The following is a 24,882-nucleotide window of genomic DNA, read 5'->3' as shown; positions in this document are numbered from 1 at the left end:
TCACGCTCGACGCAGTGCGGTGCCTTCTCGACTCGCTGCGCGCTCGGCGATGCGGCGGTCGACCTTCGCAGCCAGGTGGTCGGGTGAGCATTCGGCCAGGTGGTCGCGGACGAGCAGGTGGATGAAGGAGTACTCACCACGCCCGGTGCGGGCGAGCACATACCGGTCGGCGGCGTACCGGAGGAAGGCCCGGCGGCGCCAGGGCAGGTAGCCGGTCCAGCGCAGCAGGAAGTCGTGGAGCAGCCGGGACATGGGGCCGGCGAACACCGGCGGCCGACGTCGCCAGGCCTTCGCGGCGACGGCACCAACGATCACGCCGGCGACCGCTTCGAGCTTGGGTGAGGCCAGGTCCGCGCCGAGAGCCAGTGCCGTCAGGAATGCGGCCGCGCTGCCGCCCAGGACCCACGGGTCCATCCGCCAGCCCTGTCCGGTCGTGGAGCTCACCAGATGGTCGGTCGGCAGCGACTTCACCATCCGGATGCCTTGAGCAACGAGCAGCCCGATCGCGAGCCCGGCTGCGAAGCTGCCACGATCGTCACCGAGGCTGAGCGTCAGCCAACTGGCGGCGACCACCACGACCATCCGGACCGCGAGCAGCAGCCGGCGCCGGTTGTCATGGAAGACGATCAATTCGACCACGTACGACGCGGCGATCGCGGCCGCCTCGATACCGAGCGCTAACCAAGCCGGGAGTAGCTCGACCAGACCCAGCGCGGCGACCGTGAGGATGACGGTGGTCGCCGTACCTGCGAGGAAGGTGATTGCCAGGAGCGGCACCCACTCCGGTCTGGGACCGTCGAGCTTCTGCCAGGGATGCGGCCGTAGGTGGACCAGGAGCAGTGCGGCTCCGGCCACGGCCAGTCCGGCGAGTACGCCGTACTGCGCAAGTGTCACGAGGGTCGCGCCCGCGGCGAGAGCGGCGAAGAGTGCGGGCAGGCAGACCGTGTGCGCGAGGTAGTCGACCTCGTGCAGCGGCAGTCCGTACCAGCCGTTCGGGGTGAGCCACCTGGGTACGACGGTCCGGTCGCCGGCGCGACTGCGGGTCCACCATGCGAGGCACCACAAACGGCGGACCGCAGTCTTGGTGTCGTACTGGCGAGCGGTCGAGCGGTCCCGGGCCAGGACCTCGCAGATGTAGGTGTCGAACAGTTCGCGGCGCAGGTCCGCGACGCCACCGGCGACAACCTCTTCCGGCGCTCGGCCGCGGTAGGCGAGGACCATCACGTTCAGCATCAGCGGCGAGTTGACCAGGTCCCAGAGGGCATCGTCTTGCTCGATCGCTGCGCGGGCTCCGTCCAGCTCTGGTCCGACTGCGGCGAAGTAGTCGAGCACCTGCTGTCTGGTGAGCGGTCTGATGTGCACAGCGCCGTACAGGCTGAGCTGGTCGGGGAGAAGCTCGTAGTCCTGGCTGCGGCAGGTGACTGCGAGCTTGCCGATCAGATAGCGACGGCGGAGCTCTTCGAGGACCGGTGCGAGCTTGGAGCGGTTGGGCTTGGCGATCTCGTCGAGGCCGTCGAGGAGGAGAGCGAGGCGGCCGCGGCGCAGCCAGATGCGACCGACGGCGGCGGGGATGCCGTAGCGAGTGCTGAGCTCGAACAGGAACCAACCGACGAAGCCGGCCAGGATGGGACTGTCGGCCGGATCGTCGTCATCTTTGCGAGACGGTTGTGCGGTCCAGCCGGCCAGGTCGACGAGGACGGGGATCGGCTTGCTTTCGTCGGTGTGTGCTTGCTCGGACAGGTTGCGGGCGAGCTCCAGCAGCAGCGTGGTCTTGCCGGCACCTGGTGCGCCCAGGATCAGCATGGAGTCCTGGAGTTCGTCGAAAACGGCGGCGATGTCGGTCTCGTCGGGCACTTGGCGCGGAGTGCTGTCGAGCGGCTGCACGAGCAGGTCGTACGGGCGCATCACGGCTTCCGGGCGTTCGTCGAGGGCGAGCGCTATGCGGGTGCGGGACGCGAGCGAGCCGGCGTGACGCTGGGACAGGTAGCGGTCGATGCGGGCCAGGGCATTCGGCCGGTTCCGCGGCTGGTCAGCACTTCGGCCGGAGACGGTCGGCAGGCGACGGCTGCGGAACTCGAAGAGGGCGGTGACGATCGCGACGAGCCAGAGGAATCCGATCAGCGGCCAGGTCCAGCCGGCGTACGGCTCCAGGAATGCCGGGGCTGTGCCGCCGGTGCCGACGTTGATGGCGATCGGCAACAACACCAGGGTGAGCGACACGGTCACCACGAGCACGACGGCCCGCACCATCCCATCCCGAATCCTCACCCCCGGAGCGTAGTGGTCCCCTAGCCCATCGTGCCCGCCTGCGCGCGCGCCGCTGACCTGGCCACCTCCCGGACCGTGGACGCCCGCCCACCCTGCCGGGACCGCGGACAACCGGCCACCCTGCCGGGACCGTGGACAACCTGCCACCTGCCACCTGCCCGGACCGTGGACAACCTGCCACCCTGCCGGGACCTTGAACAGGAAGTGGCGGGTGTGAATAAGCAATAACCTGTCCAAGCCCACCAGAAGGGGTGTCCGGTCCCGGGAGCTGGCGGTGGTCCGCCTGGTGGATCGCGGGCTGGGGGAATTGTTGTCAGATCACATACATTGATCACTGATATGACTACTGAGCGGATCGACCGGGCGAGTGTGGGGCTTCGGTCGGAGCGAGGGCCGATCCTGCTCGCGGTGATGCTGAGTATCGGGCTGGTCGCGATCGACGCCACCATCCTCGCCACCGCCGTACCGTCGATCGTCGACGACCTCGGCGGGTTCACCCAGTTCCCCTGGCTGTTCTCGATCTACCTGCTGGCCCAGGCGGTCTCGGTACCGATCTACGGCAAGCTCGCCGACCTGCGCGGCCGCAAGCCGATCATGCTGCTCGGTGTCGGGCTGTTCATCCTCGGCTCGGTGCTGTGCGGGTTCGCGTGGAGCATGCCGGCGCTGATCGCGTTCCGGCTGGTCCAAGGACTCGGCGCGGGTGCGATCCAGCCGATCGGGATGACGATCGTCGGCGATATCTACACGGTCGCGGAGCGGGCCAAGGTGCAGGGCTACATCGCCAGCGTCTGGGGCATCTCGTCGTTCGTCGGCCCGACGCTGGGCGGTGTGTTCTCCGACTACATCTCCTGGCGCTGGATCTTCTTCGTGAACATCCCGCTCGGCATGGCGGCCGCGTGGGTGCTGGTCCGCCGCTTCCAGGAGAACGTCGTCCAGAAGACCAGCCACCAGATCGACTACAGCGGCGCGGTCCTGCTCGCGGTCGGCGGCTCCCTGCTGCTGCTCGGCCTGCTCGAGGGTGGCGTCATGTGGACCTGGGACTCCAGTGCGAGCATCGCGATCCTGGCCGGGGCCGCGGTCCTGCTGACCGTCTTCGTCATGGTCGAACGTCGTGCCGCCGAGCCGATCCTGCCGCTGTGGGTGCTCGGCCAGCGCGTGCTGAACTCGGCCAACTCGGCCGCCCTGCTGATCGGGCTGTTGATGATCGGCCTGTCGACGTACGTCCCGCTGTATGCCCAGAGCGTGCTCGGTACATCGGCTCTCGTCGCCGGGTTCGCGTTGGCCGCGATGACGCTGGGCTGGCCGATCGCGGCATCGCTTGCCGGGCGCATCTATCTGCGGCTCGGGTTCCGTACGACGATGCTCTTCGGCGCGATCATCGTCGTCCTCGGGTCGGCTCTGCTGCTCACGGTCAACTCCGGCAGCGCCGTACTTCATCTGGCCGCAGCCTGCTTCGTGATCGGCATCGGCCTCGGCTTCTCCGCGTCGCCGTCGGTCGTGGCCGCGCAGTCGTCGGTGGACTGGACGACACGTGGTGTGGTGACTGGCGCCAACATGTTCGCCCGCTCGGTCGGTAGCGCGGTCGGTGTCGCCGTTTTCGGTGCCGTCGCCAACGGTGTGGTCGCGGCTCGCCTCGGCGACAGCCACGCGGACCTGGAGAAGCTCCCGAGCAACGTGCTCGCTCCCGCGATCCACGACGTGTACTACGGTGCCGCGGCCGCCGCCGTACTCCTCGTCGCCGCCGTCCTCTTCATGCCCAACAGAATCACCGAACGCCCCGTCGCCAACCGCTGATCTAGTGCGGGTGCCAAGTGCGGCACCGGAACTCGTGTGGCGGCAGTGGGCTTCGGTAATGCTTGAGCCGCATCGCCCTCGGCGCACTAGGTTGGCGTTATGCGTGCGGTCGACTGTGTGGGTGCCTTGATTCGTGACGAGCAGCATCGCGTTTATGTGCAGCGTCGTACAGCGGAGCGGCGATTGTTCCCGGGGATCTGGGACATCGTCGGCGGACATCTCGAACCCGGGGAGACACCGGAGCAGGCGCTGGCGCGTGAGGTCGAGGAGGAGACCGGGTGGAAGGTTCGCGATGTGCTGTGGACCGTGGCCGACTGGGAGTGGGAGTACGAGGGCCGCGTACGGCGTGAGCTCGACTACCTGATCACCATCGACGGCGACCTCAGCCGGCCGCGGCTGGAGGCCGGCAAGCACGACGCGGGGGCCTGGGTCGGGGCGGACGACCTGGAGCTGATGATGGTGAACCGCACCGACGGCGACCGCCGGCTGCGGGATCTGGTCGCACACACGGTCCGGACCCGGTTCACTGACCGCCTTCGGCTCGAACCGATCACCGGACCGAACGGGGTCGTGCCCGGACATGTCGCGGACCTGGTCAGCCTGTTCGCGGACCCAGTGGTGGCTCATTGGTACGACGATTCCTGGTCGCCCGAGGAGGCGGCCCGGCGAGCCGCCGAGTTCCAGACCGCGTGGGACCGCGACGGCGTGAGCAAGTGGATCGCCTACGAGCGCGACACACAGCACGGCCCCGATAGCCGGCCAGGCTCGGACGGCGCGGGGGCAGGCTCGGGCGGCGCGGGCGGCGCGGGGCCGGGCTCGGGCGGTGTGCTGGCTGGTCGGGGCGGGTTGTCCCGGATAGCGGCCGACGCGCCGGTGGCCTCGGCGATTGCCGAGCTGGTCGGGCCGGAGTGGGCGGTCGATCGGCTGGAGCTGGGGTGGGCTCTGGTCGCGTCGGCGCGGGGTCGTGGGCTGGCGACCGAGATCGGGCGGGCCGGGTTGGAGTTCGCGTTCGGGACGCTGGGCGCTGCCGCAGTGATCGCGTTCACCGAGCGACACAACCGTGCGTCGCGGGCGGTGATGGAACGGCTGGGCATGACCTACGCGGGCGAGATCACCGCGGAGGGCTGGGTCGAAGGCTCACCTGACGTCCAGCCCAATGCTCCTTTCGCCGTCTATGTCACAGGACCCGAGGCGGCCGGGGTCAGCCGACCTTAGGCGGACCGGGTCAGCGGACCCGAAGCGGACATCTAGCGGTCCAGGGCGGTCACGAAGCGGGTCAGGAGGTCCGCGAAGGACTCGCGCTCGGCTGCGGTCCAGTCGTGCATCGCGTCGGCGAAGCGCTCCCGGCGGTATGCGTGCACCACCTCGAGCTGCTCCAGACCCGCAGCGGTCAACACCAGGTTCGTACGACGTCCGTCGCGCTGATCGGCCTCCCGCCGTACCAGGCCTGCCGCGACCGCCGCGGCCACCAGCTTGCTCGCCCGGGGCTGATCCACGCCGAGGGCAACCGCCACACCGTTGACGCCGAGCGGGTACGGATCGGCCGCCTCGATCGCGTCGAGCACTTCCTGCACCGGGTCCGGTCCGCCGGCCTGCACCGCGAAGGTCCGGCGGGTCTGGCGCCTGCGGACGGCGATCATCGCGGACTCCACCGCGGTCACCGGATCGGTCTTGTCCACACGACCTCCCGAAACATATGCTCATTGACATGTATATGTCAGATGACAACAAGCCTATCGGATGGTGGCTGAAAGAGGTGGACCGACTGCTCGAGGACTCGTTCGAGCGGGTCCTCGCAGCCGACGGACTGACTCGTCGGCAGTGGCAGGCACTGAACGCGGCCGCCGGGCCGGAGTCGATCGCCGCCGCGCTGGCGCCGTTCCTGACCGGCGACCCGGCCGAGCTCGCGGCGGTCACCGATCCCTTGGTCGAACGCGGCTGGCTGAGCGGCGACGAACTCACCGCCGCCGGCCTGGAGGCACTGGAGGCGCTCACGGCGAAGGTCCAGGCTCTGCGCAGGCGGGTGACGGCCGGAGTCAGCGATCAGGAGTACGGCGCGACTGTCGGCGTACTGCGGAGGATGACCGAGAACCTTAGGGGCTCCGTTGTGTGACCGCCCAGGCGCGACGGTCACACAGCGGAGCCGGCCACCTCAGGGGGAGGCTCCCGGTGAGGTGTCGGGAGCCTCCGGTGTCCTACCGCCCAGGACACTCGACCCTGCCTGGCCCGAGGTGTCGGCCAGGAGGTGGTTGGAACGGCTGGGCGGCGGCGATACAGGGAGTCAGCCGCCAAGCCCAGCCGGGCCGGTGGGCGGTGCGGTCCGGAGCTGAGGAGTGCCCCGGACCGCACCTGGGGTTTGTCCGGGACTGAGGAGTGCCACGGACCTTTCCAGAAGCTGCCCCTGAACGTGAGGAGACTCCAGGGTGCAGCGGACCGGGTCTGAGGAGGACCCGGAAGTATGCGGGTGTTTCAGTCGGTGCTGTCGAGCGGGCCGAGCAGGTCGTTGGTGACTCGGAGGCCGGCGAAACGGCGCCGCATCGCCTGCTCGTAGCGGGCCGCCAGCGGCGCCTCCGCGACGTACTGCGCGATCACGTGCTCGCCGAACCAGACCCGAACTCTGCGCCGGTGCTGCCTCGCCGTCATTTCCGCGATGCTCACTACCTCTCACCCCGTAACTCTGAGCCCTTGCAACCAGTTGGACTTACTGGTTGTCATGGCAGTAATGGTGCACGAGCCCAGCGTGACCGCTCTAGGACCTGGACCGGACCTTTGCCGGACCTCTTCCGGACCTCTCGCGGACATCTGGGGGACAGCACCTTGTCGTGGGGCACGAGTCGAGACAACGTCTTTCCTGACGTGAACGGGAGGAACGATGGCGGGGAGGTACACGCCAAAGACGGTCCTGGCGCACCTGATCCAGCGCCGGAACCAGACCTACTCCGAGATCGTCGCCGAGTTCGTCGAGCTGGGTGGAACCATCACCGAGCGGCACCTGCGGCGCCTCGCATCGGGCGAGCGCGCAGGCACCACTCCACAGACCCGGCGCACCCTGCAACGCATGTTCGGAAAGCCCGTCGAGGAGCTCTTCGCCCCGTACGTCCCCGAGCAGGCAGCCCAGGTGGTGCCGGCACCTGCCGCGGGTGGACGGATCACGACAGGTAATGAGATGGAGGTTCTCGACATGGCTGCCAGCCGCGCGAGGGCATTTGCCCTCGCGGCCCAGTCCGGTCTCGGAAGCGAGGCCATGGAACAGGTGTACGACGACGTGCGCCACGTCGCGAAGGCGTATCCGCAGCGGCCGCTGCCCGAGATCCTCGGCCAGCTGGTCGAGACCCAGGACCTGGTCTTCGCGCTGCTGGAGAGCCGGCAACGCCCGGAGCACCTGCGGCAGCTGTACTTCCTCGGCGGCGTGACCGGTGGTCTGCTCGCCAAGGCTTCCCACGACCTCGGCAACCCCCATGCTGCCCTGACACAGGCGCGGACCGCGTTCCTGTGCGCCGACAACGCCGACCACCATGGCCTCCGTGCCTGGGTGCGCGGCCTGCAATCCCTGGTCTCCTACTGGGCCGGCAACCCCCACGACTCGGTCCGGTACGCGCAGCTCGGCGCGGGGTACGCCGAGCAGGCCAACAGCACCACCAGCGTCTGGCTGCCGGTCAGCGAGGCCCGGGCCTGGGCCGCGCTCGGCAACCCCGAAGCCACCCGGGCCGCGCTCGAGCGGGCCGAAGAAGCCTGGAACTCGGTGCGCAACGACGACCTGGACGAGATGGGCGGCCTGTGCACCTTCGGCCGCAACCGGCAGCTGTACTACGCCGCCGACGCGCTGGCCTGGCTGCCTGGTGAAGTCGAGCAGGCCGAGCGGTACTCCAGCCAGGCGGTGGACGCCTACAACGACCAGAACCACCCGGAGTGGGCCTTCGGCGACGCTGCCGGCAGCCAGGCCGCGATGGCGATCACCCGGATCGCGAGCGGTGAGCTGGACGGTGCGGCAGACGCGCTCGCGCCGGTGCTGGGCCTGCCTGCCGAGCGCCGGATCAACGGCGTGGTGCACTCGGCCCGCCGGGTCCACCAGGCACTGCGGCAGTCCGGCCGCGCGGACGACGCCCGGGAGTTGCAGGAAGAGATCGAGACCTTCACGCGCACCCCGATGCAGACGTTCTCCCGATAGCCTGCGCCAATGGAGCCCCTGCCCGGCCACCTGACCACCGTGCGCGAATTCCGGACCTCCGACCTCGATGACTACCTGTCCATCGCCGGCGACGACCGAGTGACCGCCTGGATGGCGTTCGACAGCTACGACCGCGCGAAGGCGGCCGAGGTCCTGGCCGGCATCATCGAGCGGTCCGCACGCGCGGATCGCCCCGATCACATGCTCGCCGTCACCCGCCAGGGCGACGATCACGTGATCGGCTTCGCCCGGATCGCGCCGAGCGGTCCGTGGGGGGCCAAGCTCGGCTACGCGATCCACGCCGACCACTGGGGCTGCGGCTACGCCACGGATGCCGCCCGAGTGATGCTGCGCTTCGCGTTCACCACGCAGGGGCGGCACCGCGTCACCGCCGCCATCGGCCCGGAGAACGAGGCGTCGATCGCAGTCGTCAAGCGCCTCGGCTTCAGCTACGAAGGCCACCTCCGCGACCACGTCTTCACCAACGGCCAGTGGCGCGATTCCCTCCTCTACTCCCTCCTGGAACACGAGTACGTACCCGGCTAGAGGCACACTGGTCGTATGGCCGCCACCCTTACAGGACCGCTGGATCCGCTGCGGGACGGGCTTGCGCGGATGATCATGACGAAGGTGGCGGGTCCGGATCCGCGCGCTGAACGTAACCGGGTGCACAACACCCCCGGTCCGCGCTGGTTCGCACCGGACCGCCCGATCCGCCGGGTACACGGCGATGCGTCGATGTTCGCCGGCGGACTGCGGGCCCTGCTGCTCCAGTCACTGCATCCGTTGGCCATGGCCGCGGTTTCGGCACACTCTGGGTACCGCGGCGACCCGTGGGGGCGGTTGCGCCGGACCAGCTACTTCCTGGCCATCACGACGTACGGCGCGATCCCGGACGCCGAGGAGGCGATCGCGCGTGTGCAAGGGGTGCACCAGCGAGTCCGGGGGACCAGTCCGGACGGGGTGAAGTACCGAGCGTCCGACCCACACCTGCTCAAGTGGGTGCACGTCGCCGAGGTGGACAGCTTCCTGGCCGCACACCAGAGGTACGGAGCCAACCCGCTCAACGCCGCAGAGCGGGACCTGTACGTCGAGGACGCCGCACTCGTGGCCCGCAAGCTCGGTGTGGTCGATCCGCCGACCACAGTGGCCGGGCTACGCCAGATGCTGACCGAGTACCAACCGGAACTGCGTGGGACGACCGAAGCGCGCCAGGCTGCCCGCTTCATGCTCGTGCACCCGCCGGTGCCCTGGGCCGCCCGCCCGGCGTACGCCGTACTCACGGCTGCCGCCGTCGGACTGCTGCCGTGGTGGACCCGGTGGCCGCTGCGGCTGCCCTACTTCCCGTTGGCCGAGCGGACTGTCGTCCGAGCGGCCGGCGACGGCCTGACCAGGACGATCCGGTGGGCGCTGACGTCTCCAACACTGGGAGAAATCGCCCCGGAGGCGTGACTCGCCGGTAGGTTGTTCTCGTGCCGCTGCGTCCTCATCGCCCGCTCCCCCTGGCCACGCCGGCGGGAGTCGAGGTGCTGACCAGAATTCTGACCCAGGGCCCGATCCCGCGGGTGGAGATCGCGCGCCGGACCGGCCTCTCCCAGGCGGCCGTGACCAAGGCGGTCGCACCGCTGATCGAGACCGGGTTCGTCACCGACCAGCCGGCGGTCCCGGCCGAGGTGGACAACCAGCTCGGCATCGGACGCCCGGTCAGCCCGCTGACCGTCGTACCGAGCAGCGTGTCGGTGATCGGGGTGAAGGTGACTCCGACCGACCTGATCGGGGTGACGACGGACTTCACCGCCGGGATCCTGACCGTCCGGCACGAGAAGCTCGACGACACCGCGCCCGAAGTGGTGATCGACCGGTTGGCCGAGTTGGTGAAGGCGCTGATCGGCTCGCTGAAGTCCGGTGAGGCGATGGCCGGACCGCTGATCGGGATCGGCGTCGCGGTCTCCGGTGACGTCGACGCCGCGCATGGCGTGGTGCGTGACTCGCCGCTGATGGGCTGGCGTGGCGTTCCGGTGGCGGAGTTGCTCGGTCAGAGGCTCAAGGTGCCGATCGTCGTCACGAACGACGTACGCGCGCTGACCGTGGCCGAGCACTGGTTCGGCGTCGGGGTGAACGCGGACTCGTTCGCGGTCGTGACGATCGGCTCCGGGATCGGCTGCGGCCTCTACATCAACGGTGAAGTCGTGTCCGGCGCGTACGGCGTCTCCGGAGAGCTCGGCCACCTCCCGCTGGCGCCGGGCGACCTCGTCTGTACCTGCGGCCGGCGCGGTTGCGTGGAAACTGTTGCCTCGTCGGACGCGATTCTCACCCGGACCCGGGAGACGACCGGGCGGGCGGACCTGGATCTGGCTGGTGCGATCAAGCTGGCGCACGAGGGTGACGAGCACGCACGGGAGGCGTTCGACCGGGCCGGTGAGGTGATCGGGTCCGCGCTGGCCGCGATGGTCAACCTGGTCGGGCCGGAGCTCGTGGTGATCGCGGGCGAGGGCGTGGCGGAGTACGACCTGTACGAGGAGCGGATGCGGCAGGCGTTCGCGGACCACGCGTTCGGCGCCGCCGGGGACTGCCGGCTGATGCTGCGCTCTCACACGTTCGACAACTGGGCCCGCGGAGCTGCCGCGACCGTGATCCGCTCGTACGTCCGCGGTGAACCACCGCTGCAACGCTAGACAGTGCTCGGCGGCGTGCTGGAGGTTGGGCCCGTGAGCGAGTTCGCGTGCCCAACCTCAGCGCGGGTGGTCAACTGCGGGCGGCAGCGAGGATCTTGCGCCAGACCTTTTTGTACGACTCCAGGCCGTCTCCGGCCAGCGGACCGCTCGGACCGGCGGTGATGGAGACCCGCTCCGGGATCGTTCCCCAGACCGGGACGCCCTCCTCGGCGTACTGCTGCATCGCGTCCTGATAACTGCGGGTATAGGTCCGGGCCGAGCAGATCACCAGGCCGACCGGGATACCGTCCGGCACCAGGTCGAGCACGGCTTTCACCCGTGGCGTCTCCACCCCGCCCACCCGGGTCGGGATGATCACGATCCGGGCCCGCTCGAGCGCCTTGTTCAGCAGGCGCTCGTGGGACGGGGGCATGTCGACGATGCCGATGCCCTCCGGCGGCACCTTGTCCAGTGCCTTGGTCAGGAGGCGCTCGGTCGGCGCCTCGGCGATCTCGATCCTGGCCAGGTTCTGGTCGTCGGACGCATCGATCCAGTCGGCAGCGCTGCCTTGTGGATCCGCATCGACCAGGGTGGCTGTACGACGGTTGGAAGATGCCAGCGCGGCCAAGTACACCGACGTGGTTGTCTTCCCGACCCCGCCCTTCAGTGCAGCTGTCACGATGATCATGAGAGTGAACTTACCCGGTTTTGTCCGAAATCCGGCGTGTCGTCGGCGTTGCTCGTTCACATCGTGATAGTTGCCCCCGGCCCATGAGAACAAGCTCAAGGGAGCTTCAGCCCGGAATCCTTCCGGCAGGCTCCGGACTCTTACCCCTGTACGGACCCACACCGGGACAGAATCTGGAGATCATCATGACCGTTGCCCTCGCCCTCGCCATCGCCGCCGGGGTGGTGATGCTGTGTACCTGCAGCGTCGTCGTACTGCGCAAACGAGGCCGCGCGCGTGGCTGATTCGACCTGGCCCGACGACCAGCTGATCGTTGCCGCACAGCGCGGCGACGTGGACGCGCTCACCGCGCTGGTGTCCGGCTCGCATCCGACCGTACGGCGATTCGCCCGATCCCTGTGCGCCACTCCCGAGGACGCCGAGGACGCGGCGCAGGAGGCATTGATCATCCTGTACCGCAAGATCGGGATGCTCCGGGCCACCGGGGCGCTCACGTCGTGGATGTTCCGCATCGTCCGGAACGAGTGCCTGCGCCGCGCACGTCTGATGCTGCGGGACCACCCGGCGACGCGGGAAGCCGCCACGTTGTCGGCCGAGGACGAGGTGCTGCAACGCATGGAAGCGGCCGAGGTGGCGAGTGTGATCGCCGCTCTGCCCGCCGACCAGCGGTGTGTGCTGATCATGCGCGACGTCCAGGGCTACAGCGGGCCGATGGTCGCCCGCGCGCTGGGGCTCAGCACCGCCGCGATGAAGTCACGGCTGCACCGCGCCCGCAAGACGGTCCGGGATGCCTTGTGAGCGGGGGCACGGACTTCGCGAGTACGTCGTTGCCCCGTCACCTGATCCGTGGCGCGATCGGCTTCGGCGGGGTGATCGGTGCGTTCGCACTCGTGCCGGTGGTCGGGCCGGTCAGTCTCCTGCTCTTGCCGATCGGTGTCCTCGCACTCCGCGGCTGCCCGATGTGCTGGACCGTCGGCCTGATCCAGACGATCTCCCGAGGCAGACTCGAGCGCTCCTGCGACAACGGTCAATGCCATCTGACCACCGCCACACACAAGTAGCGGATCCACCAAGCCGAGCGAAGCGGACCCACGAGTCAGACACGATGGACTAAGGAGGCTTTCTCCCCGATTGGGGGGTAAAAACCTCCTTGGTCCGGGACCTGACGGCCGGCGCCCCGTAACCACACTTCTTCACCCCACCGCAGCCCTCCGGGGTTCCGCGCGGGGGAGAACTACTTGCCGAGCCAGGTGTTGACCTTTGACTGGTTGTCGTTGACCCATTTTTCCCCGGCGGCGTCGGGGGTCAGTTTGTCGACGGCGATCATGCGGGCTACCGCGTTCTGGTCTTCGTTGGTCCACTGGAAGTTCTTGACCAGGTCGTACGCCGGGCTGCCGGAGTCGGCGAACTTCTTCGAGACGATCTTGTCCAGGTCGTACGGCGGGTAGTCGCAGGCGACCTTGGCCGGGTCGGCGTCGCAGCCGGCCGTGTACGCGGGCAGGTTCACCTTGACGAGCTTGATCTCGTTGAAGAACCACTGCGGCTCGTAGAAGTACGCGAGTAGCGGCTTCTTGTTCTTCTCCGCGTCCCGGAACGCCTGGATCAGCGCGGTCTCGCTTCCGCTCTGCACGACCTTGTAGTTCAGCGCAAGGTTCTTCACCAGCGCCTCGTCGTTCGTCACGTACGACGGGTCGCCGTCGAGCAGTTGCCCCTCGCCGCCGGACTCCGACGTCTTGAACATCGCGGCGTACTTGTTGAGGTTCTTCCAGTCCGTGATGTCCGGGTGCGCGGCCGCCATCCACGGCGGCACGTACCAGCCGATCACGCCTTTGACCCCGGTGGACCCGGCCTCTACCGCGACCTTGTCGGTCTCGATGTACTTCTTCTTCAGGTCCTCGTGACCCCAGTTCTCCAGGTTCACGTCGACCTCGCCGGTGGAGAAGCCCTGCCAGGCGATCTCCTCCTTGAGGTTCTTCTTCACCACCTTGCAGCCGAGGTCCTTGGTCGCCACGTACGCGACCACGGCCGCGTTCGCCTCGTAGCCGACCCACGGGCTGACGGTCAGGTTGAAGGTGCCGCACTCCTTGCCACCCGCGGCCGGCTGCTTGTCCTCGCCGACCTTCGCCCCACCGCACCCGGACAAGGCGAGCGCCACCGCCGTCAGGACACCGGCGTACCGGAGCTTCTTCACCGCTTGTCTCCTCTACCTTGGAAATTCTGGGTACGGCGTGCCGCCGCCTGCGTGATGCGGTCGAGCAGAACGCCCAGCAGGACGATCGCGAGACCGGCCGCCAGACCCTTGCCGTACAACTCACTCTGCGCGAAGCCCGCCGCGACGTCGTACCCGAGCGCACCGGCGCCGACCAGGCCGCCGACGACGACCATCGCGAGTACGTAGATCAGGCCCTGGTTGACCGCGAGGGTAATGGCCCGGCGGGCCACCGGCAGCTGCACCTTGCTGATCACCTGCCAGCCGCTCGAGCCGACCGAGTTGGCCGCCTCGACAGTCGCGACCGGGACCGCCTTGATGCCGTCGGCAACGATCTTGGTGGTCACCGGGACGGCGTACACGACGGCGGCCGCGATCGCGGTGAACCGGCTGGTGCCGAACAACGCCAGGAACGGCACCAGGTACACGAACGGCGGCATCGTCTGCCCGGCGTCCAGCACCGGCCGGATCCAGGTGTCGACGCGCCGGTTGCGCCCGGCCCATACTCCGAGCGCAAGACCGACGGCGACGACCACGACCGTCGCGAGCAGCGTCGAGGCCAGCGTGATCATGCTGTCGTGCCAGACCCCGGTCGCGACCAGCAACCCCGAGCACACCACCGCCGGGACGGCCGCCCGCCACCTCCCGAGTACGGCGGCCAACGCGACGACGACCGTGGTCACGAGCCACCAAGGTGACCCGGTCAGCAGAGCTTCCAGCGGGTTGAGCAGCCCGTTGGTGACCGCGTCGCGAACGCCGTACGTGAAACCGCCGAAGACGTCCTGCACCCAGTTCGTCACGTCGGTCGCGATCACCGCGATCCGCGAGCCGATGTTCGCCCCGGTGGGGAACTCGGCCGCCCACACGTAGGTCCGGGAGAACCAGATCGCCACCAGCACCCCGGCCGCTCCCACGCCGAGCAGGATCCGCCGGCGGACGTTCGCCGTACGCCAGGGCCGATCGCCGGCCGCAGTGGTGACGCGGTCGAGGACGATCGCGAGCACCACGATCGCCAGGCCGGCGTTGAACGCCACGCCGACGTCCAGCGTCTGCAGCGCCTTCAGCACGGTCTGGCCGAGGCCGGGGGCGTCGATCAGCGCGGCCACGGTCACCATCGACAGCGCGGCCATGATCGTCTGGTTGATGCCCACGACAACGGTCGAGCGCGACATCGGCAGCAGGACCTTCGTCAGCGTCTGGCCGCTGGTGGACCCGAGCGACCGGGACGCCTCGACACTCTCCGGCGGCACCGAGCGGATCGCGTGCGCGGTCAACCGGACGGCCGGCGGCGCCGCGTAGATCACCGTCGCGATCGTGGCCGCGGCCGGGCCGATCGCGAAGAACAGAGTCAGCGGCGCGAGGTACACGAACGTCGGCAGCGTCTGCATCAGGTCGAGGACCAGCGTCGCGACCCGGAACGCACGGTTCGACAGCCCGGCCCAGATCCCGAGCGGGATCGCGACCAGCAGGGACAGCAACACGGCCGCGATCGTCAGCGCGAGCGTGTCCATGCTCTCCTGCCACAACCCCTGCAGCCCGACGAACCCGAGCCCGGCCGCGGTCAGCACCGCGACCTTCCAGTTGCCGAACGCCCAGGCCAGGTACGCCGACACCGCGACGACACCGAGCCAGCCGATCACCGGCACCGGCCGGTCGTACGACGGCTGGGAGATCAGGTTCTGCAGCAGGACGACGACGTGGTCGACGGCCACCCGGATCGCGTCGAACAGCGCGTTGCCCTGGCCGACGTCGTCACGGTGCTCGGTCAGCCAGCGGTGGAACGCGGTCGTCTCCTGACCGCCGAGGGTCAACGTGTCGATACCGCGCAGGACGAAGTACGCGGCGACCCAGACGACGAGCAGGACTCCGACGACCACACTGCGGCGGGGCCGTCGGACCTCGATCTCGACCGACCCGGTGATCGACGCCATCAGTTCGTGTCCGCGACGACGGCGAGGATCTCCTCGTCGCCGATGACCCCGAGCAGGGTGCCGTTGGCGACCACCTTGACCGGGCGGTCCGCCTCGAGCACAAGCCGGGTCGCTTCCCGGACCAGCACGTCCGGGCCGAGCTCGGGTCCGTCCAGCGGCTCGTCGGGCTTCGGGTCGCGAACGATCCAGCGCAGGGTGAGTACGTCCGCCCGCTGCACGTCCCGTACGAACTCGCGGACATAGTCATCGGCGGGCGCCCCGACCAGTTCGTCGCCGGTGCCGAGCTGGACGGCGGCGCCGTCGCGCATCAGCAGGATCCGGTCGCCCAGCTTGAGCGCCTCGGACAGGTCGTGAGTGATGAACACCATCGTCTTGCCGACCTCACGGTGCAACCGGACAACCTCGGTCTGCATCTCGCGGCGGATCAAGGGGTCGAGCGCGGAGAACGGCTCGTCGAACAGCAGTACGTCGGGGTCGCTCGCGAGCGCCCGCGCCAGGCCGACCCGCTGCTGCATGCCGCCGGAGAGCTGCTCGGGATAGAAGTGCTCGTTGCCGGCCAGGCCGACCAGGTCGATGACCTCCTGTGCCCGGCGGCGGCGGTCCGGCTTGCTCTCGCCGCGGATCTCCAGGCCGTACGAGACGTTGTCGATCACCTTGCGGTGCGGCAGCAGCCCGAAGTGCTGGAACACCATCGAGAACTTGCTCCGCCGCAGCGCCCGCAGCCGCTTCTCGTCGGCCGCCCGCAGATCCTCACCCTCGAAGAACAGGCTGCCGGCGGTCGGCTCGATCAAACGCGTGAGGCAGCGGACCAGCGTCGACTTGCCCGAACCGGACAGCCCCATCACCACGAACACCTCGCCCGGCGCGACGTCGAAGCTGAGGTCGCGGACGGCCGCCGTACATCCGGTCTTGGAATAGAGCGCGGCGCGGTCCAGCGCGGCGAGGTCGGGCCGGTGCGGGACGCGCTGGGCCTTCGGGCCGAACACCTTCCAGAGGCCCTGGATGGACAGCAGTGCGTCGTCGTCCTGCACCCCGGGATACTCGAGCTGAGCGGTCACAGGTTCACCCTCGCATCCCCGCCACGCGGTTTCGTCGTGAACCGCGACTGTATCCAACCCCCAGTTCGCCGGCGCTGTCGCGGGTGTCTGTTCCGTCAGCTAGGACTGTACGGCGGTGCTTCTCCCCAACCCCAGTGGGGAACGGGAGCCTTTGGTGGTGGGGTTGCACCGGGCTGGGAGTTGGCCAGCGCGATCCGGGTGCCCCACTCGATGTAGGCGACGAACGCCGAGCGGAACTCGGGATCGTCGGGCAGTCCGGCCGGATCCGCACTGGCGGCGATCAGGGCTGCCCAGCGGGACCGCTGCTCCTCGGTCAGCGTGAGGCCGAGGTGGTGCGACAGCATGGCCGGGTAGCCGCCGAGCTCGTCGGTGTACCGGCTGTGGCCGCGGAAGACCTCGCCCAGCCAGATCGCCACGTGCTCGCGATGCTGGTCACTCATGTGCGCGAACACCGGCGCGAGCACCGGATCGTCGAGCACCTTGTCGTAGAACACCTCGGTCAGCCGCCGCAGCGCCTCATGCCCGCCGGCCCACTCGTACAGCGTCGGAGTAGTCACGTAATTATGTAATCACGTGAAGAGGGCATGAGCGACCGCCACCAACTCGACGTCCATCCGGGTCTCGCCGCCCTCGACGTCCCAGAGCACGTTCTGCAGGATCCGCGCCGCCGTCCACCCGATCGCAGGGTCGCGCTCGATCCCGGTGACCTCGAGCATCAGGTCGAACCGATCCCGGATCGCTCGATCGAGATCGCCGGTCGCGACGAGGTCGTCCCAGCGGTTCCATAACACCGGGAAGACGTCGAAGCCGGGGTCGCCGGCCAACGGCTTGGGATCGATGACGAGCCAGGGCTGCCGCTGTGCCGCCATCACGTTGCCGTAGTGCAGATCCCAGTGCAACAACCGGTCCCCGGCATGCGGCAGCATCTCCGCCACCCGCGCGCTGAGGCGCTGCATCAGGGCTCGCTCGTCGGAATCGGCCAGCGACGGGATCAGCCCGGGTGCGTCGTCGACCATCTGCCCGGCGATATCAGCGAGCCGGCGAATGCCGGGCGGCGCCGGCACAGCGTTCAACCGGCTGAGCAGCTCAGCCAGGGTCCGGGTCGCCTCGACATGATCGGGTACGTCGTTCAGCGTGCGCGGCTCGAGTCGTTCGAGCAGGAGCGTCGATGTCGCCGGGTCGTCCTCCAGCACCTCGACCACGTCGTCACGGCTCCACGTCCGCAGAGCCAGCGCCTCGTCCTCGCTCTCGTCGTTGACCGGCTGAAGCTTCAGCATCGCCTCGGCGCCATCACGACGTACGACGGGAAGGATCAGCGAGGCGGCTCCGTTCAGCGGTTGACCGGTGACCGTGAGGTCCCATTGGTCGAGGTAGTGCGCCGCTGTGGTGGGCAGGGCGCGCAGCCACTCGCCGTCCCGCTCGGAGTGACTCTTGATCAGCTGCGCCGGAACCACCAACTCGATCACCCTCGGCAGAGTAGGTGGTTCGGCCGCGATGTGCTTGGGTTTTCCCGTGAGCGAGGTGGAGCGCAGGCACCGGCGAGTGCAGCGCATGGTGGCGGTCATTTATCTGGGGATCCCGTTGGTGCTGCTCGGGGTCGTCGCGTGGATCAGCACGGCCGGACCGGCCGCGGCCTGGATCGGCTGCGTCATACCGGTCGGCATGCTCGTCGCCGGCTTGGTACTCCGGCGCCGGCACCGCTATCAGCCGCGCTGGTGGACCGGTGTGGCCGGACTGTTCGGCGGAATCGCCGGTCTGGTCGTCACACTCTTCCCACTGGTGACCGGAGTCTGGTGGCCCGCGATCCTCGCGCTTCCAGGGCTCATCGTCGGTGTGGTCGCCGGTCTGGCACTGGCCCGGTACGCCGATCGCGTGTTGCTCGTGCCCGTCGTACCTGAGCTCGCGGAGACGCCGTACGAGCTGGTCTTCCGGCTCCGTGGGCTGCCGTTGGCCGCCGTACTGGTCGGGGCGGACTCGGTGACCATCCAGTCGCACCCGGTGCCGCGCTCGGCGGAGCAGTTCCGCACGTATCCGCTGACCGAGGTGACCGGGACCTTCGAGTTCGCGCTGTCGGGGGCCGAACGGCTCAAGTTCCCGATCGCGGTGAACCACGCGGTGGCCACGCCCGGCCCGGCCGTCATCCTGCAGGCCTCGGGTGAGGACTGGGTGCTGCCGACCAATCAGTCCGAGACGCTGATCGACGTACTCACCCGCCGAAAGCCCCACTGACCCCGCGGCCGTCGGTCCAGCGCATCGCCAGCGCGAACCCGAGGTCCGTGTACTGCGCACCAGGATCATCCATGCTTCGTACGATGCCACCCGGACCAGGCTGGTTCGTTCAGGAGGCCGAGGCTTCGCGTTGTTTGGTTTCGGATTTCTCGGCTTGCCAGCCGTCTTCGTTCTTGCCTAGGCGCCAGTAGCCGGAGAGGGAAACGCGGTCTCGGGGGAGGGATCGGTCGGTGAAGAGGTTCTTGCGGATGCGGAAGACGAAGCCGGCTTCGCCGTGGACGAAGATCTGGGCGTCGCCGGGTGGGAAGGTGAGGGCCTCGACCGCGGAGACCAGGGCGTCGCCGCGGTCGCCGTCGGTGGTGGCGCGGTGGAACCAGGTCACGTCGACGTCACCCGGGCCGCTGAGCTTCTGCTCCTCGGTGTCGTCTTCCACCTCGAGCAGGACGGTCGCGCGCGCACCCGGCGGCAACTGCTCGACTGCCGCACCAATCGCCGGCAGGGCGCTCTCGTCACCGACCAGGAGGTGCCAGTCGGCCGCCTCGTCCGGCCCGTACGCACCACCCGGACCGTTGAACCACAGCACGTCGCCGGGCTGAGCCGCGGCGGCCCACGGCCCGGCCACACCCTCGTCGCCGTGGTGCACGAAGTCGATGGTGAGTTCCTTGCTGTCCTCGTCCCAGTTCCGCACCGTGTACGTCCGCATGGTCGGCCAGTGCTCGGCCGGGTACGTCTCGCGGACCACGCCCATGTCGAGGGGCTCCGGGTACTCCAAGCCGGGCTTGCAGAACAGCAGTTTCACGTAGTGGTCGGTGAAGCCGTTGTCGACGAAGTCGTCGGAGGTGAGCACGACCCGGATCATGTGCGGACTGATCCGCTCGGTCCGGCGTACGACGCCGCGCTTGCAGACGCGGTTACGGCGGGGTGCGGGGCTGGTCACGCGACCACAGTCCTCTCGGCGGAAGTTAGGGCTACCTAAGTCAGGCTAACCCACTTCCGCAACTCAGCGGCCGCGGACGCTGGTTCGGGTCATTCAACTGACGGGGGCCGATTGTTAACCGGCAGGCCATGTACAGCCTGTGTCGACGACCGCTACGGTCCGCACGCTGGTCCAATGGGCCAGGTCTTCGGTACGCCGCGGCGCCCGGCGCACACCGTCACGCGGACGGACCGGCTCGGACGAGCGATCTCGCTCGGCGACGTACTGCCGGAGAGTAAAGCGATCCTGTTCACCGGGCCGCCCGGGATGGGCAAGAGCCGGGAGCTGGACCAGGCCCAGGAACTTGCCGCGCGCAACGGTTGGACCGCGATCCGGGTCGAGGCCTCGGCGCGGGACCCGCTGGAGAACCGGTTCACCCGCGCGATCAAGGCGGACCTCGACAAGCTGCGCTCGCGGTTCGGGCACCGACGGGTGCGCAAGCTGCGCAAGACGGTCCGCGACCTGACCCAGCGCGCCCGCAACACCCAGCACGGCGCCGAGGTGCGGGTCGGGGCCGCGCCGGTGCAGTTCATCGCCAAGCGGCAGTGGGACGTCACGCCGCAGGACGACATCGGCACCACGCTGAACGACTTCGGCGACCAGCTCGGAGAGCTTGCCGCGAGCAAGGATCAGCCGGTCCTGCTGCTGGTCGACAACGTCGACGCCGCGTCCCCGCGGGACCTGGCCGGCCTGAACGAGCTCGCCGTACATCTGGAACAGAAGGGCCGCCCGGTGTGGCTGGTCGCAGCCGGCGGCGCGATGGCCACCAGCCGGCTGATGGCCGCGTCCGACCGGATGTCCGGGATCGCGACCACGGTCACCAATCAGTTCGACATCCGTGAAGTCGGACCGCTGTCGGACAACGAGCTCCGGCCGTTCCTGACCAAGCCGCTCGACGATGCGCGGATCGGCTACCAGTCCGCGGCGATCGACAACCTGCTCCGAGCCGCCAACGGTGATCCGAGCCGGCTCCGCGCCCTCGCCGAGACGGCACTCGCGTACGCCGACCGCGACGCCGGCATCACTATCGCCGCGGCGGCCGCGGCGGCGTCGCAGGTCGGCAAAGAGTCCGTGGTGCTCTACCAGGGCCGCTGGAACCAGTGCAAGGACGCGCAGAAGGACCTGCTCGCCAAGGTCGCTGCCCAAGGCCCGAACGGGTTGTCGATGCCGGCGGAGACGCAGGCCGCCGGTTCCGGCTGGCGCGAGGTCGACAAGGCGCGCCAGCTCCTCGTCGCGCGCGGTCTGCTCCGCGAACACGACGGCGAGCGCGTCACCATTGCCGAGGCCGGGTTCCAGGACTGGGTCAACGACTACCTCGAGCAAACGCCGGCACCGGCCGGCCCGATCCAGGCCACCCAAGCCATCGCGCAGCACGGCGCGGGGATCGCGCCGGCGCATCCGACCGGCGATCGCGCCCTCGTCAGCAAGGTGTTCGGTACGGCGCGCACCCCGGTCCACCCGGTCGACCGGGTGGATCAGAACGCCCAGCCGATCTCTCTCGACAAGCGGCTGCCGACGAGGACGTCCGTACTGTTCACTGGGCCGCCGGGGATGGGGACGAGCCACGAGCTGGACCGGGCGCAGGCGCTGGCCGGCCGGCGGGGCTGGACGGCGATCCGGCTGGATGCGTCCCCGCGCGAGCCGTTGGAGAACCGCGTCGTACGCGCGGTCAGCCAGGACATGGATCGGTTTCGCCGACGGTTCGGGTCGGGCGAAGCGCGGAAGTTGAAGAAGGCCCTGGGTGAGTTGGCTGTTCGGACCCGGAACGCGCAGCACGGTGCTGAGGTCCGTGTCGGTGTCCCGGGCGGGTTTCAGGTTGTCGGCAAGCGGCAGTGGGACGCGGCGCCTCGGGACACTGTCGGTAGCACGCTCAACGAGCTCGCCGATCATCTTGGAGAACTGGCCGCCAAGAAGGGCGAGCCGATCATGCTGATGGTCGACAACCTCGATGTCGCCTCGGACCGGGATCTGGTCGCCCTGACCGAACTGTCCGCGCACCTGGAGCGGCGGGGTCAACCTGTGTTCCTGGTCGGGGCCGGTGGTGAGCTGGCAACCGCCCGGCTGCTGGGCGCGTCTGGTGGGCAGGCCGGGATCGAGACCAAGGTCGCGCACCGCTTCGACGTACGGGAGGTCGCGCCGCTGACCGAGGCGCAGCTGCGTCCCGCGCTTGCCGAACCGCTGCGCCAGGCCGGCATCCCGTACGAGGCGCAGGCTGTGGACAGTCTGGTCAAGGCTGCCAACGGGAACCCCAGCCGGCTTCGTGCGCTCGCGGGTTCGGCCCTCGAGTTGGCGGATCCGCAGGCCGGGATCACCGCCGGGGTGGCGAAGGCGGCGACGGCTCAGCTGAATTCCCGCTCACGGGCCCTGTACGAGGCCGCCTGGCACAACTGCTCCGACGCGGAGAAGGAACTGCTGGCGAAGGCCGCCGTACGCGGTCCGCGAGGCTTATCGATGCCCGCCGAATCCGGACCGTCGGCCCCCGGCCGCTGGGACCTCGACAGCGCCGGCCAAGGCCTGATCTCCCGCGGCCTCCTCCGCAGATCCGGCCACCACGTCACCGTCGCCGACCCCGGCCTCCAAGACTGGGTCCAAACCCGCCTAGGCCAATCCGCCGCCCAATCCGGCATAGCCCACCCCACCACACCCCAACCCCAGCTCACCTCCGCAGCCGAACGCCCGGACGGCCGCCACGCCCTCACCCGAGACCACGGCGGCCGCACCATCAACGCTAAGCGCTGACCTACTGGGCGAACTCCGGATCATTCACATCCGCAACGTAGAACCCGAGATTCTCGCCAGCCTTCAGCTGCTGACGATCTCCTGACGCGAAGATCAGATCCCGTTCGTTGAACTGCTCAGCCGTGGCGCAGTGCAGTGCGTCGTAACCTCGGAGGGCTTCCGACGAGGTGAGCACCGCGGCTCGGCGAATCAGCCGCTCAGTCGGCTCGGCGGCGTACAACTCACTCCAGAGCCGGTCGACCACACGCAGCGCCTGCGCCTCCTGCTTGGCAGTGATCCGATTGCACCTCGCCGCCTGTGCGAGGGCGGCCGCCGCCTCCACATACAGCAGTTGACTGGACATCACATCGTCCGCGTCCTCCCACAACCGACGACAGGCGGAGGACGACGGCTCGTCGATCACCAGCGGGACGAAGGCCGACGTGTCGAAGTAGCAGATCACCGTCGCTGGTCCCCGATCAGATCGCTGACGATGCCCTCGGTTTTGATCGGCGGCGGCGCCGGGCGCTTGTGCCGGAGCGGCGGCCGGACGTGGCCCTCCGCCACCAACTGCTGCAGTCTGGTGGGTCCCTCGACCGGGATGATTCGGGCGATTGGCTTGCCGTGGTCGGTGACGGTGATCGTGTGTCCTTCCCGCACCTGCGCGAGATGGCGGCTGAGACCGTCTCGAAGCTCCCGGATCCCGATGTCCATCAGTAGTCCTCCTGTGGCCACTTTTCCTCCCTCAATACTAGCCACAATCTGTGTCTCCTCTCACTGTGGAGGCACAGGCAGCCGGCGCGAAGGGCAGATGGTGGGGCAGGGCGGGGCAGATGGTTAGGGCCAGATGGAGGGGATCCATTCGGGGTGGTCTATGAAGGGGTTTCGGTTGTGTTGGTAGGTGGTGTAGATGACTTCGTTGCGGCGTTTTTCGAAGGCGTCGGGTGGGTCGGCGGCGGCCCAGGCTTTGAGGACTGAGAGTTTGCCGATGTAGGGGGCGCTGCCGTTGTTGACGGAGTTGTTGACCTCGAGGTTGGCGAAGCCGTCGCCGCCTTCGTAGCGGACGGCCATGTAGAAGATCATCCGGGCGATGTCACCGCGGACGGCCGCGCGCGGGGCGAACGAGTCGGAGTCCGCGGTGCAGCCGGAGCACTGCGACACCGCCGTACCGCCGTTGTCGAAGTCGAGGTTGCCGCGGGCCGCGTTGACCGACACGTCCTCGGGACGCAGGTGGTGGACGTCGGTGCCCGGTCCGGTCGCCGTACCGAAGTCGCCGTGGGACTTGGCCCAGACATGCTCGCGGTTCCAGTCGTCGGCGGCGCTGCCGTTGCTGCTCTTGCTGATCGAGCGGCCGGAGTAGATCTCGATGACGTTGTTGCTGTTGGCCGGGTCCTGGTCGGTGTCCTTGAGCGCGGTCCAGACCTGGTCGTAGGTGAGCTTGGTCTGGCTGGAGATGATCGTGTGCAGCGCGGCCTTCAGCGCGGGACCGGTCTTGCCCTCCGCGCCGGCGTAGTAGTCACCCGGATCCGGTCCTGGATCCGACGAGCCGCCGCCGCTGAAGGCGGTCGCGTCCTTCAACCCCGGATGCGAGAAGTACGCCGCCAGCGTGCCGGTCACCGTGATCTGCTGACCGACCAGTCCGGGGTTGCTCTGCAGTCCGTACGACGCTCGGAACGCGGTCGGGATCTGGACGTACAGCATCGACGACGTACTGGTCTGGCTCGCCGAATCGGCCAGCGCGAGCGCGTAGTCGTTCGGGAAGTTGCTGCGGACAACGGTCGTGGTGGCGGTCGGCTGACCGACCACGTAGCCCGTGACCGAGGCACTCGATCCGTCCTGCCGGCCGATCGCCGTACTGACGGTGATGGGCGTGGCGGCGGTCGACGGCGTGATGCCGAAGCCGAGCAGCGCGAGTACGGCGGTGACGATCAAAGCCGGGCGGAACCAACGGGATGCAAGCACGGCGACTCCCAGGGGCGGGTGGGGACCGGACGCCCGTCAGTCTGCCCGCCAGGCCGGGCCACTGAACATCTCAATCGTGCGAACACGGGATGAAGGTTGAACCGGTGGGGGGGGGGTGGCGGGGCTGGGGGGGGCGGCCCCCCCAGGGGGTGCGGGCGCCCCGCCACGGCAGCGGCGCCCCCCCCGGGGGGGTGCCCCAGAAGTCACAATGAAAAAACAGAAAAACA

The 24,882-nt window shown here is 68.8% G+C and carries 24 protein-coding genes; 11 read left to right on the top strand and 13 right to left on the bottom strand.

Translation table 11 applies throughout. From position 1 onward, the window contains the following. On the bottom strand, window positions 1–2,268 hold the full coding sequence (locus tag AB0E63_RS21045; protein WP_360368534.1) for a signal transduction protein: 2,268 nt from the start codon (window positions 2,266–2,268) through the stop codon (window positions 1–3). A gap of 339 nt (window positions 2,269–2,607) precedes the next feature. Between AB0E63_RS21045 and AB0E63_RS21040 the strand changes: the two genes are divergently transcribed. Together AB0E63_RS21040 and AB0E63_RS21035 are read left to right on the top strand one after the other, a co-directional pair. Then, window positions 2,608–4,062, top strand: coding sequence for an MDR family MFS transporter (locus tag AB0E63_RS21040; RefSeq protein WP_360368532.1), 1,455 nt, complete (start codon window positions 2,608–2,610; stop codon window positions 4,060–4,062). A 99-nt stretch (window positions 4,063–4,161) separates the two neighbouring features. Next, on the top strand, window positions 4,162–5,277 hold the full coding sequence (locus tag AB0E63_RS21035) for a GNAT family N-acetyltransferase (RefSeq protein ID WP_360368530.1): 1,116 nt from the start codon (window positions 4,162–4,164) through the stop codon (window positions 5,275–5,277). 32 nt (window positions 5,278–5,309) lie between these two features. Here AB0E63_RS21035 and AB0E63_RS21030 read toward each other — a convergent pair whose 3' ends face one another. Next, window positions 5,310–5,741 carry a MarR family transcriptional regulator gene (locus tag AB0E63_RS21030; protein ID WP_360368527.1) on the bottom strand — a complete coding sequence of 144 codons (432 nt, stop codon included), beginning with the start codon at window positions 5,739–5,741 and terminating at the stop codon, window positions 5,310–5,312. A 29-nt stretch (window positions 5,742–5,770) separates the two neighbouring features. Between AB0E63_RS21030 and AB0E63_RS21025 the strand changes: the two genes are divergently transcribed. Further along, on the top strand, window positions 5,771–6,175 hold the full coding sequence (locus tag AB0E63_RS21025; RefSeq protein WP_360368524.1) for a MarR family transcriptional regulator: 405 nt from the start codon (window positions 5,771–5,773) through the stop codon (window positions 6,173–6,175). A 356-nt stretch (window positions 6,176–6,531) separates the two neighbouring features. On the opposite strand, the gene AB0E63_RS21020 is transcribed toward AB0E63_RS21025, so the two are convergent. Continuing rightward, the gene (locus AB0E63_RS21020; protein WP_360368521.1) at window positions 6,532–6,705 is read right to left on the bottom strand and encodes a hypothetical protein; all 174 of its coding nucleotides are present in this window, start codon (window positions 6,703–6,705) and stop codon (window positions 6,532–6,534) included. Window positions 6,706–6,934: 229 nt separating this feature from the next. Between AB0E63_RS21020 and AB0E63_RS21015 the strand changes: the two genes are divergently transcribed. From AB0E63_RS21015 to AB0E63_RS21000, 4 genes are all read left to right on the top strand, one after another. Further along, window positions 6,935–8,230, top strand: a complete 1,296-nt coding sequence (locus AB0E63_RS21015) for an XRE family transcriptional regulator (protein WP_360368518.1) — start codon at window positions 6,935–6,937, stop codon at window positions 8,228–8,230. A gap of 9 nt (window positions 8,231–8,239) precedes the next feature. After that, the gene (locus AB0E63_RS21010; protein WP_360368515.1) at window positions 8,240–8,776 is read left to right on the top strand and encodes a GNAT family N-acetyltransferase; all 537 of its coding nucleotides are present in this window, start codon (window positions 8,240–8,242) and stop codon (window positions 8,774–8,776) included. A gap of 15 nt (window positions 8,777–8,791) precedes the next feature. Then, window positions 8,792–9,682 (top strand): oxygenase MpaB family protein, encoded by an 891-nt coding sequence (locus AB0E63_RS21005; RefSeq protein ID WP_360368512.1) that lies wholly within the window; start codon window positions 8,792–8,794, stop codon window positions 9,680–9,682. A 74-nt stretch (window positions 9,683–9,756) separates the two neighbouring features. Beyond that, entirely contained in the window at window positions 9,757–10,905 is a 1,149-nt protein-coding gene (locus tag AB0E63_RS21000; RefSeq protein WP_360368509.1) for an ROK family transcriptional regulator, read from the top strand. A 70-nt stretch (window positions 10,906–10,975) separates the two neighbouring features. Here the strand turns inward: AB0E63_RS21000 and AB0E63_RS20995 are convergent, their stop codons facing one another. After that, entirely contained in the window at window positions 10,976–11,572 is a 597-nt protein-coding gene (locus tag AB0E63_RS20995; protein ID WP_360368506.1) for a ParA family protein, read from the bottom strand. A 276-nt stretch (window positions 11,573–11,848) separates the two neighbouring features. Between AB0E63_RS20995 and AB0E63_RS20990 the strand changes: the two genes are divergently transcribed. Together AB0E63_RS20990 and AB0E63_RS20985 are read left to right on the top strand one after the other, a co-directional pair. Beyond that, the gene (locus tag AB0E63_RS20990) at window positions 11,849–12,370 is read left to right on the top strand and encodes a sigma-70 family RNA polymerase sigma factor (RefSeq protein WP_360368503.1); all 522 of its coding nucleotides are present in this window, start codon (window positions 11,849–11,851) and stop codon (window positions 12,368–12,370) included. Continuing rightward, window positions 12,367–12,633: a hypothetical protein gene (locus AB0E63_RS20985; protein WP_360368500.1), complete on the top strand. Its 267-nt coding sequence runs from the start codon at window positions 12,367–12,369 to the stop codon at window positions 12,631–12,633. The genes AB0E63_RS20990 and AB0E63_RS20985 overlap by 4 nt, the downstream gene beginning before the upstream one ends. Before the next feature lie 173 nt (window positions 12,634–12,806). Here AB0E63_RS20985 and AB0E63_RS20980 read toward each other — a convergent pair whose 3' ends face one another. From AB0E63_RS20980 to AB0E63_RS20960, 5 genes are all read right to left on the bottom strand, one after another. Continuing rightward, window positions 12,807–13,763: an ABC transporter substrate-binding protein gene (locus tag AB0E63_RS20980; protein WP_360368497.1), complete on the bottom strand. Its 957-nt coding sequence runs from the start codon at window positions 13,761–13,763 to the stop codon at window positions 12,807–12,809. Continuing rightward, window positions 13,760–15,712, bottom strand: coding sequence for an ABC transporter permease subunit (locus AB0E63_RS20975; RefSeq protein WP_360368494.1), 1,953 nt, complete (start codon window positions 15,710–15,712; stop codon window positions 13,760–13,762). The genes AB0E63_RS20980 and AB0E63_RS20975 overlap by 4 nt, the downstream gene beginning before the upstream one ends. Further along, on the bottom strand, window positions 15,712–16,770 hold the full coding sequence (locus AB0E63_RS20970; protein ID WP_360368491.1) for a glycine betaine/L-proline ABC transporter ATP-binding protein: 1,059 nt from the start codon (window positions 16,768–16,770) through the stop codon (window positions 15,712–15,714). Before AB0E63_RS20970 ends, AB0E63_RS20975 begins: the two co-directional genes overlap by 1 nt. A 95-nt stretch (window positions 16,771–16,865) precedes the next feature. After that, window positions 16,866–17,327 carry a group II truncated hemoglobin gene (locus AB0E63_RS20965; protein WP_360368488.1) on the bottom strand — a complete coding sequence of 154 codons (462 nt, stop codon included), beginning with the start codon at window positions 17,325–17,327 and terminating at the stop codon, window positions 16,866–16,868. Window positions 17,328–17,339: 12 nt separating this feature from the next. Then, a complete protein-coding gene (locus AB0E63_RS20960; protein WP_360368486.1) occupies window positions 17,340–18,236 on the bottom strand; it encodes an aminoglycoside phosphotransferase family protein in 897 nt (298 codons plus the stop codon). A gap of 46 nt (window positions 18,237–18,282) precedes the next feature. Here AB0E63_RS20960 and AB0E63_RS20955 point away from each other — a divergent pair, with 46 nt between their 5' ends. Further along, complete coding sequence (locus AB0E63_RS20955) at window positions 18,283–18,999, top strand: hypothetical protein (RefSeq protein ID WP_360368483.1); 717 nt, start codon at window positions 18,283–18,285, stop codon at window positions 18,997–18,999. Between the two features lie 109 nt (window positions 19,000–19,108). Here the strand turns inward: AB0E63_RS20955 and AB0E63_RS20950 are convergent, their stop codons facing one another. After that, window positions 19,109–19,936 carry a siderophore-interacting protein gene (locus AB0E63_RS20950; protein ID WP_360368480.1) on the bottom strand — a complete coding sequence of 276 codons (828 nt, stop codon included), beginning with the start codon at window positions 19,934–19,936 and terminating at the stop codon, window positions 19,109–19,111. Window positions 19,937–20,110: 174 nt separating this feature from the next. On the opposite strand from AB0E63_RS20950, the gene AB0E63_RS20945 reads away from it, so the two are divergent. Beyond that, window positions 20,111–22,714 carry an AAA family ATPase gene (locus AB0E63_RS20945; protein ID WP_360368478.1) on the top strand — a complete coding sequence of 868 codons (2,604 nt, stop codon included), beginning with the start codon at window positions 20,111–20,113 and terminating at the stop codon, window positions 22,712–22,714. A gap of 1 nt (window position 22,715) precedes the next feature. Here the strand turns inward: AB0E63_RS20945 and AB0E63_RS20940 are convergent, their stop codons facing one another. The 3 genes from AB0E63_RS20940 to AB0E63_RS20930 form a co-directional block, all read right to left on the bottom strand. Continuing rightward, on the bottom strand, window positions 22,716–23,156 hold the full coding sequence (locus AB0E63_RS20940; protein ID WP_360368475.1) for a type II toxin-antitoxin system VapC family toxin: 441 nt from the start codon (window positions 23,154–23,156) through the stop codon (window positions 22,716–22,718). After that, on the bottom strand, window positions 23,153–23,407 hold the full coding sequence (locus tag AB0E63_RS20935; protein WP_360368472.1) for a type II toxin-antitoxin system prevent-host-death family antitoxin: 255 nt from the start codon (window positions 23,405–23,407) through the stop codon (window positions 23,153–23,155). Before AB0E63_RS20935 ends, AB0E63_RS20940 begins: the two co-directional genes overlap by 4 nt. 123 nt (window positions 23,408–23,530) lie before the next feature. Further along, window positions 23,531–24,655 (bottom strand): endonuclease, encoded by a 1,125-nt coding sequence (locus AB0E63_RS20930; RefSeq protein ID WP_360368469.1) that lies wholly within the window; start codon window positions 24,653–24,655, stop codon window positions 23,531–23,533. Window positions 24,656–24,882 lie beyond the last annotated feature (227 nt).

Source organism: Kribbella sp. NPDC026596 (assembly GCF_040638415.1).
Taxonomy (GTDB): domain Bacteria; phylum Actinomycetota; class Actinomycetes; order Propionibacteriales; family Kribbellaceae; genus Kribbella.
Note: the sequence above shows the minus strand (reverse complement) of the source record. Positions and strands in the feature narration are given on the sequence as shown.